The following is a 5593-nucleotide window of genomic DNA, read 5'->3' on the forward strand; positions in this document are numbered from 1 at the left end:
TGAACCTCCTCGGCCTCCTCCACCGCACCGGCCCGCGCCCGCTCCGCCCGCGCCAGGAAGTACCGCTCCTGCTCGGGAGAATCGAACACCTCCCAGCCGGACACCGGAACCTCCGGATCCCCGACCACCACACCCAGCAACCGCACCAACCGCTCCGCCAGTTGGTCCGCGGTCCCCCGATCGAACAGATCGGTCGCGAACTGCAGAACAGCCGTGATACCGGCGGGCGCATGGGAACCGTCACGGTTCTCGACGCAGGTCAGGTTGAGATCGAACTTGACGGGCGGCGTCCCGAACGATTCGGGCGTCACGACGACATCAGGAAGCCGAAGGGTGCCCTCGTCGTTGTTCTGCAGGACCAGCATCACCTGGAACAGCGGATGCCGGCCCAGCGAACGCACCGGGTTCAGCTCCTCCACCAGCCGCTCGAACGGCACGTCCTGGTTCGTGAACGCCGCCAGATCCGTGTCACGGACCCGGCCCAACAGCTCACCGAAGGTCGGCTCACCCGACACATCCGTCCGCAGCACCAGCGTGTTCACGAAGAACCCGACCACGTCGTCCAGCGCCTGGTCCGAACGCCCCGCCACCACCGTCCCGATCGGAACATCCGTCCCCGCACCCAGCCGCGACAACAAAGCCGCCAACGCCGCATGCAGCACCATGAACAACGTCACACCGTGCCGACGCGCCAACCCCTCCAGCTCTGCATGCAGCTCCGCATCCAGCCCGAACTCCAACAGCTCACCGTCATGCGACGCGGCGGCAGGGCGGGGCCGGTCGAAGGGCAGAGCGACCTCCTGCGGCGAGCCCTTCAGCGCCTCCGCCCAGTAGGCGAGCTGCTGATCCATGGCGTCGCCGAGCTGGTTGTGCTGCCACAGTGCGTAGTCCGCGTACTGGACCGCCAGCGGCTCCCAGACCGGCGCGGAACCGGCCAGCCGGGCCCGGTAGGCCGAGGCGACACCCGACCAGAGCGGACCGGAGGACCAACCGTCACTCGCGATGTGGTGCAAGGTCAACACCAGGACCGATTCGTCCTCGCCGAGCGCGAACAGCACCACCCGCAGCGGAAGTTCGGCGGAGAGATCGAAGGTGGCGAACGCCTCGGCGGAGATCCGCTCCGCCACCTCGTCCTCCGTGCACGGCTCGACCGTGAACGGGACGTGGGCGTCGTCGGCGGGCAGCACCAGCTGGCGCGGCTGACCGTCGACCGCCGGGTAGACCGTGCGCAGGGCCTCGTGCCGGCCCACCACGTCACCGATCGCCGCACGCAGAGCCTCCACGTCCACGGCACCGTGCAGCCGGAACGGGAACGGACTGTTGTAGGCCGCCGACGCCCCCTCCAACTGGTCGAGGAACCACAACCGCTGCTGCGCGAACGACAGCGGCAGCACCTCCGGACGCACGCCCGCCACCAGCGCCGGACGCGCCGGACGGCCGTCCTTCAGCTTCTCCGCCACCTTGGCGACGGTCGGGTTCCGGAACAGTTCACGGATGCCGAGCTCCGCGCCGAGCGTGCTGCGGATGCGACTGATCAGCCGGGTCGCGAGTACGGAGTGACCGCCCAGCGCGAAGAAGTTGTCGTCGATCCCCACCGACGGCACATCGAGGACCTCAGCGAAAAGGCCGCACAGGATCTCCTCCTGCACCGATCCGGGACCGCGGCCGTCCTCGGCCATGGCCTTCTGCCCGACCGTCGGTTCCTTCTGCTGAGCCATGACATCTCCCTCTGGTGCCTATCCGGCGGTGATCGATGTGCGTGACCGGACGCCCCGGCCGGGTGCTTCGTCACCTGGCCGGGGCCGTACGCGGGTGTGCGAAAGGAATGGGGAAAAGGGAATCGGGTCCGCGGGTCAGCCGACCGCGGTCGGGCGCGGCGCCAGGTCGGTCCAGTTCTGCTCGATGTACTCCAGGCAGGCCTGGCGGTCGTTCTCGCCGAAGGCCGTGGCCCAGCCGGCCGGGACCTCGATCGCGTTCGGCCACAGGGAGTGCTGGTTCTGGTCGTTGACCAGGACCACGTAGCGGCCGTCGGCGTCCTCGAACGGATTCGTCACAGCGGTGCTCCTTCTTCGCGGGGTGAATGTTCGTGGCAGGGAAAGGGACCGGCCCCGGTGGGGCGGGGTCCGGCGTGCTACGGGTGGAGGTGCGGGTCGGCCGTTCCCGGGAGCCAGACGTCCTCCGGGCCCAGCGCGGCGGGCGTGTACTTGCCCAGCGCGCTGATCAGCAGCCGCAGTTCGAAGGCGAGGCAGGAGACCAGCCGGGCGATCCCGTCCTGCGGGTCCTCGTCCGCCGCGAGCAGGGCCGCCCGGCCCAGTCCGACGGCGCGGGCACCCAGCGCCAGGGCCTTCACGGCCCTGGCGCCCTCCCACATCCGGCCCGAGACCAGCAGGCAGTCGGAGGAGGAGCGCGGCTCCAGCCGGCGCAGGCACTCGCCCAGCGGCAGGCCCACCTGGTCGAGGAAGCTGCTGGGCGCCCAGCCGCTGCCGCCCTCGGCGCCGTCCACGGTCACCGAGTCCGCGCCGCTCTCCCGGGCCACGGCCGCCGCCTCGCGGATGTCGCGCCCGGGCGGGAGTTTCACCCAGATCCGCGCGCGCGGGTAGTTGTTGCGCATGAACCGGATCTGCTGACGCAGGATCTCCGCGGTGAACGTGCCCGGGCTGCTGGACCGCAGCACCCGGTCGTGCCCGCTGCCGAAGACGTTCTCGTCGGTGCTGTACTGGGCGGCCAGCTGGTCGGCCACGGAGCGTTTCAGCACCGTCATCCCGCCGAGGCCGGGCTTGGCGCCCTGTCCCACCTTCAGCTCGAACGCCAGCCGGCCGGACTCCAGCAGGGCCTTCGCGGCCGGGGCGCTGTAGATCTGGTTCCACACCTCGGCATCGGCGTCCTCGGTGCTCTGCTGGAACGCCAGCCCGCCCATGCCCTCGGGGAGTTCCTGCTCGTAGGCGCGCAGCCGGGCGAGCATGCTGTCGCCGGTGTCGGCGGAGCTGTCGGCGGACCGGTCCCCGGGGCTGCCGGTGGACCGCTCCTCGGGGCTGCCGGTGGACCGGTCCTCGGGGCTGCCGGCGGAACCGTCGGCGAAGCCGTTGGTCGGCACCACGTTCTCGCCGATGACCAGCGGGATGCCCAGCCGTCCGGCCTGGCGGCTGGCCGCCAGGCCCAGCCCGGAGGAGGCCACCTGGGTGGAGCCGAAGGCCGAGACGTACACCGGCAGCGACGACCGGAACCCGCCGATGTCGGTGGCGAGTTCGACGTCGCCGTAGAGCGGCTCGCGGGCCAGGTCGGTGAGCTTCTCCAGCCGCTGGGGCATGAAGACCGGCGGGACCAGGCGCATCGCGTCCAGCACGTCCGCGCCGTGGGGCGCCGCCGGCTGCGGGACGCCGCCCGTGCCGCCGGCGCCGAACAGGGTCAGGCCGTAGCCGTCCATCGGCGGGAACGCCCCGGCGGCGCCCTCCCTGGCCCGCGACCGGATCACGGCCTCCGGGAAGCCCGGGGCGCCGAGCACCCCGCTCACGGCGAGACCACCCCGGGGATCTTCGGGAACGGGGTGGCCTGCCAGACGGCGTCCAGCCCGGCGACGTAGCGGGTGAGCCGCTCGATGCCGATCCCGAAGCCGGCGCTGCCCGGGATCCCGTCGCGGACCATCTTCAGGTACCACTCGTACTTGGCCGGGTTCTCGCCGCTCTCGCGCATCCGGGCGATGATCCGCGCGTAGTCGAACTCCCGCTCGCTGCCGCTGATCAGCTCGCCGAAGCCTTCGGGGGCGATGAGGTCGAAGTTGCGCAGGACCTCCGGGCGCCGCGGGTCCTCGCGGTCGTAGAAGCCGCGCGAGCCCTTGGGGTAGTCGATGATGAAGAACGGCGAGTCCGACTTGTGCGAGAGCAGGCCCTCGCCCTGCCAGTCGATCTCGGCGTCGTGGTTCTGCTCGTGGCCCAGCCGGGCCAGCTCGGCCATCGCGTCGCCGTGGCTGATCCGCTCGAACGGGGCGTCGCGGGTGAGCAGCGGGGTGAAGGCGTCCGCGTCGCGGCCCAGGACGTCCAGCTCGGCGCCCATCGTCCGCACCACGCGCTCGATCGCCGCGGTCACGATGGACTGTGCCACGCCCATCGCGTCCTCCTGCGTGGCGCCGGCGATCTCCACGTCGAACTGGTGGAACTCCGCCAGGTGGCGGCCGATGTTCGCGGTCTCCAGCGGTTCGAGCCGGACGTTCGGCGCGACGTAGAACACCTTGTCGAAGGCGAGCAGCGACGCCTGCTTGTAGAGGATCGCGCTGGTCATCAGCTTGTAGCGGTGGCCGTAGAAGTCGACGTCCACCTGCTTGGCACCACGGCCGCCCGGGTCCGTCACCGGTCCGATGATCGGCGGCAGCAGCTCCACGAACCCTTCGCCGAGGAGTAGTTCGCGGCCCGCCTGGACGATCTGGTTCTGGATCCGCAGCACGGACCGGGTCACGGGGTTCTTGAGGTGGTCCGGCAGTGCACCGGGCCGTGCAGACTCGAACTCGCTGGTCAAGGGGTCTCTTCCTTCGGTTCTCTGGTCCTGCGGTTCTGGCAGGGGGTTCAGCTGGGGATCCCGGGCAGCCGGTCCAGCGTGGTGGCGGCGCGCTCGTCGAACGACCGCGCGACGTGGGACAGGGCCCGGAGCAGGTCCGCCGCGCTCATCGAGCGGTTGCCGGTGGACCGCCCGTTCGGCCGTACGGGCAGGGAGCCGGTGTGCGACCAGCGCAGCCGCCCGTCGGAGTCGATGTAGCTCCTGGCCCGCCCGGCGTTGTCCGGGTGCAGGCAGTACGGGACGTCCAGCAGCCCCCGGTTGAACGCCTCGACCAGGGCGGCGCCCACGTCCGTGTTGAGGCCGAGGACGGTGTTCACGAGCGCGGTCGCCTCCGCCAGGACCTCGCTGTCCGCGCCGGTGTCCGGCGGCGCCGATCCGCCCGCGTTCTGGGCGGCCAGCGCCGCGATCTCCAGCGCCTCGACGTTCTCCCGGACGGTCGGGATCCGGTGCGCCTCGGCCGCCGTCTTGACGATGAGCCGTTCCGCTCCGGTGCGGACGGCCAGCTCGGCGGCCTGCTCCAGCAGCAGCAGGGCGCCCGAGCGGGTGCTGGGGTAGACCCCCATGTAGTTGTAGATCACGATGTGCCAGTCGACGTCCGGCAGCAGCGCACCGGCGAGCCGGCGCAGGGCCAGCACCGCCTCCCGGTCCTGCTCGGCGTTGGTCTGCTGGGCGTAGCTCAGCGAGATGCTGCGCAGGCCGTGCCGGCGGAAGAACACGCCTTCCAGGAGGCTGATCGCCACCAGCAGGCTGGGCGGGCAGAGCTGGCCGAGCATGCAGCCGCCGAAGGTCTCGACGTGCGGTTCGATGCCGTGGTCACGGGCCCTGACCATCAGCTCGCAGGACCGTTCCCAGTTCCGCACCGCCTGGCGCAGCGGGAGGCGCCCGTACGGCAGGCAGTAGGAGACCGGGCCGCCTTCGGTGGTGTCGAGCCCCGCTTCCAGCGAGGCCGCGATGATGCCGTAGGGGCTCGCCGACCCGTGCCGCACCTGGACCGGGAAGTCGCGCTCGCGCACGCCGTCCAGCACCCCCCGGTTGGTGTCCGGGG

General features: G+C 71.3%; 5 protein-coding genes. All 5 read right to left on the minus strand.

Annotation, left to right across the window (positions count from 1 at the left end):
• Window positions 1–1718: condensation domain-containing protein (locus ACIQOV_RS24990; RefSeq protein ID WP_401051981.1), on the minus strand; the 1718-nt coding region annotated here is incomplete at its 3' end.
• Window positions 1719–1853: 135 nt separating this feature from the next.
• Window positions 1854–2054, minus strand: coding sequence for an MbtH family protein (locus ACIQOV_RS24995; protein ID WP_359900357.1), 201 nt, complete (start codon window positions 2052–2054; stop codon window positions 1854–1856).
• Between the two features lie 77 nt (window positions 2055–2131).
• Window positions 2132–3511, minus strand: coding sequence for a glutamate synthase-related protein (locus tag ACIQOV_RS25000; RefSeq protein WP_401051984.1), 1380 nt, complete (start codon window positions 3509–3511; stop codon window positions 2132–2134).
• Entirely contained in the window at window positions 3508–4509 is a 1002-nt protein-coding gene (locus ACIQOV_RS25005; protein ID WP_401051986.1) for an asparagine synthetase A, read from the minus strand. Before ACIQOV_RS25005 ends, ACIQOV_RS25000 begins: the two co-directional genes overlap by 4 nt.
• 47 nt (window positions 4510–4556) lie before the next feature.
• The coding region (locus ACIQOV_RS25010) for a methylaspartate mutase (protein WP_401051988.1) at window positions 4557–5593 on the minus strand (1037 nt) is incomplete at its 5' end.

Source organism: Kitasatospora sp. NPDC091257 (assembly GCF_044757675.1).
GTDB lineage: Bacteria > Actinomycetota > Actinomycetes > Streptomycetales > Streptomycetaceae > Kitasatospora > Kitasatospora lactacystinica.